The sequence below is a fragment of the Inquilinus sp. genome (assembly GCF_057815775.1).
On record NZ_JBYRFX010000209.1, the window covers coordinates 1 to 3,038 of the forward strand.

The following is a 3,038-nucleotide window of genomic DNA, read 5'->3' on the forward strand; positions in this document are numbered from 1 at the left end:
GCGGTCACGGCGCTGGAGGACGAGATCGACCGCGTCACCGGCACCGACCGCTGGGTCTCGGGGACAGAGGAGACGGTCGGCCTGCTGAAGGCGCAGGGGTTCGATTTCCGCTCGGAGGCCGGGGCCGATCTGCTGGCCGACGCTGCCCGCTACGAGCGCACGGCCTTCCTGCAGGGGCTGCTGGCTGCAGGCGCGCCGCTGGGCGGCCAGGGCAGCGGGCGGGGGTCGCTGCCGCTGCTGCATGCGGTGCGGGGCAAGACGGCGATCGAGGTCGCGGTGATCGACACGGCGCTGCAGCGCGGCACGAAGCCGGACCTGACCCAGGCGCTCGGCATCGCGGCGCAGGCGGGCGACACCAAGCGCGTTCAGGCCGTCCTGGCCCGTGGGGGCGATGCCAGCGGCCGGCTCACCTCCGGCCTGACACCGCTCATGGTGGCCTTGTCCCCCGAGGTCATCCGCCTGCTGGCCGCGGCCGGTGCCGATGTGAATGCCGTGGCCGACAACGGCGCCACCGCCCTGCGGATGGCCGGGTCCGAGGATGTCGCGCTGGCCCTGCTGGCGGCGAAGGCCAACCCCAAGGTCGGCACGGATCCCTGGGGCAACAAGACCCCCTTCCGCGACCAGGCACGCGAGGCCGGCTGGACCCGCGTGCTGGCAAAGCTGGGCGCCTAGAGTCCGTCTGGAAACACGCCGGCGCGGCCGTCTGATGGCGTTTTTTGCGCTTCCGGTGCTCACGGACCAACGTCCGCTGCGCGCCGGTTCTCAAAACCACCACCAGCCGACTCACGCCAACGCGTTTCCAAACGGACTCTTAGAGCCGGATGATTTCAGTTCAGGCTGGCAGGACGAACCAAGCGCTGCCTCTTCCGTTTACGGGAGAGGCAGCGCAAAACTAAACTTCCGCTTCGCCCTTCAGCACCGAGACGCAGCCGCCGCCGACGGTCGAGCGGACGCCGTCGGCATCGCGGCGGGCGGTGACCTGCAGCAGGCTCGGGCGGCCCATCTCGACACCCTGGACGATCTCGGCCCGGCCGGTCTCGGCGCCGGACAGCGACAGCAGCAGCGCGCCCAGCGTGGCGTTGGCGCTGCCGGTCGCGGCGTCCTCATGGGTGCCGGACAGCGGCGCTAACAGCCGGGCGCGGATGTGGGCGCCGCCCGGCGCCGCGATATCGGGCGCGGCGGCGTCGCGGGCGTAGAGATGCAGCGACAGCCGGCGCTCGACGCCCGGGAATTCGGCCTGGGTGCGGCGGAAGGCAGCGATATCGGGGGTGGCGCGGGTCAGCGCCTCGCCGGTCACCTCGACCAGCACGAAGGGGATGCCGACGCTGGCCAGCACCGGGCGGTGCGCCGCGGTCAGGACGTCTTCGGGGGCCAGGCCGACGCAGGCGGCGATCGCTTCGGGCGGCAGCTCCAGCGTCGTCGTCAGCGGCTGTGGGGCGGCGATCACGGCGCCGGTGACGGCCCCCGCCGCATCGCGCTCGACCCGCACCTCGACCAGGCCCGACAGCTCCTCGAACAGCAGCACGCCGTCGCGGTCCAGCCCGTGCCGGGCCAGCACGCAGCCGGTGCCGACATTGGGGTGGCCGGCGAAGGGCATCTCATAGGTCCGGTTGAAGATCCGCACCCGGGCGCTGTGGGCCGGGTTCTCCGGCGGCAGCACGAAGGTCGTCTCGCTCAGGTTGAATTCGGCGGCCAGGGACTGCATCTCGGCATCCGACAGGCCGCGCGCATCCGGGAACACCGCCAGCTGGTTGCCGCCGAAGCGGCGGTCGGTGAAGACATCGACGGTCTCGAAGGCATAGCGGGGCATGGCGGGGTCTCGCATCAGGAATGGCGTGATGCGCCAGTCTCAGCACGGCTCCGCCGGCCGGCAAAGGGCTGAAATGCTCTCGGGGCAATCCCGCTCTGCGCCACCCTTTCCGCGCGACCCCGGCATCCCCATCCTTTACGGTGTCCTCCTGTTTCCGAAGCCGGACCGACCGATGTTCCAGACCGCACGCCTCGATCCCGCCCTGCCGAAGGCGGAAGCCTATCGCGACCTGCTCTCCCAGGCGGAGGGGCTGTTCCATGGCGAGACCGACGCCATCGCCAACGCCGCGAACCTCTCTTCCCTGATCTTCAATGGCCTGCCGGATCTGAACTGGGCCGGCTTCTACCTGCTGCGGGGCGCGGGCGAGCTGGTGCTCGGCCCGTTCCAGGGCAAGCCGGCCTGCATCCGCATCCCGCTCGGCCGTGGCGTCTGCGGCACGGCGGCGGAGCGGCGGCAATCGGTGCTGGTGGAAGACGTGAACGCTTTCCCCGGCCACATCGCCTGCGATGCCGCCTCGCACTCCGAACTGGTGGTGCCGCTGTTGCGTGACGGCGAGGTCCTGGGCGTGCTCGACCTCGACAGCCCGCTGCCCGGCCGCTTCGACGCCGAGGACCAGGCCGGGATCGAAGCGCTGGCCGCGCTGTGGGTCAAGGCGAGCGCGGGCTGAGGCGACCGCTTCCTCAATCACCGTCATCGCGAGCCGAAGGCGAAGCGATCCAGCGGCTCGATCTCTGGATCGCCGCGTCGCTTCGCTCCTCGCGATGACAGGTTTCTCTCAGCCCTTGCCGTACCGGATCTCGATCACCTCGGCGGTCTCGATCCCGCCGGGGGTGCGAACCTCGACCACATCGCCCTCCTGCGTCCGCGCCAGGGCGCGGGCGAGGGGTGAGATCCAGCTGATGTCGCCGGCATCCGCATCGGTCTCGTCGATGCCGACGATGCGCACGGTGCGCTCGCGCTCCTGGCTGTCCACATAGGTCACGGTGGCGCCGAAATAGACCCGGTCGCGGTTGGTCTGGCGGGCCGGGTCGACCACCTCGGCGATCTCCAGCCGCTTGGTCAGGAACCGGACCCGGCGGTCGATCTCGCGCAGCCGCTTCTTGCCGTAGATGTAGTCGCCATTCTCCGACCGGTCGCCGTTGCCGGCGGCCCAGGACACCACCTCGACCACCTTCGGCCGCTCGACCCGCCACAGCTGCTTCAGCTCGTCCTGCAGCCGCTGGAAGCC

4 protein-coding genes are annotated in these 3,038 nt (G+C 70.8%); 2 read left to right on the forward strand and 2 right to left on the reverse strand.

The window, feature by feature from the left end:
- Positions 1-672 (forward strand): ankyrin repeat domain-containing protein (locus tag AC3XYG_RS07345; RefSeq protein WP_489139156.1); only part of this gene is annotated, 672 nt, incomplete at its 5' end.
- 220 nt (positions 673-892) lie between these two features.
- On the opposite strand, the gene AC3XYG_RS07350 is transcribed toward AC3XYG_RS07345, so the two are convergent.
- Positions 893-1,810, reverse strand: coding sequence for a PhzF family phenazine biosynthesis protein (locus AC3XYG_RS07350; RefSeq protein WP_489139157.1), 918 nt, complete (start codon positions 1,808-1,810; stop codon positions 893-895).
- A gap of 172 nt (positions 1,811-1,982) precedes the next feature.
- Between AC3XYG_RS07350 and msrC the strand changes: the two genes are divergently transcribed.
- Positions 1,983-2,477, forward strand: coding sequence for a free L-methionine (R)-S-oxide reductase MsrC (gene msrC, locus AC3XYG_RS07355; RefSeq protein ID WP_489139158.1), 495 nt, complete (start codon positions 1,983-1,985; stop codon positions 2,475-2,477).
- A gap of 108 nt (positions 2,478-2,585) precedes the next feature.
- Here the strand turns inward: msrC and greB are convergent.
- Positions 2,586-3,038, reverse strand: a 453-nt coding sequence (gene greB, locus AC3XYG_RS07360) for a transcription elongation factor GreB (protein WP_489139159.1), incomplete at its 5' end; no start/stop codon positions are given.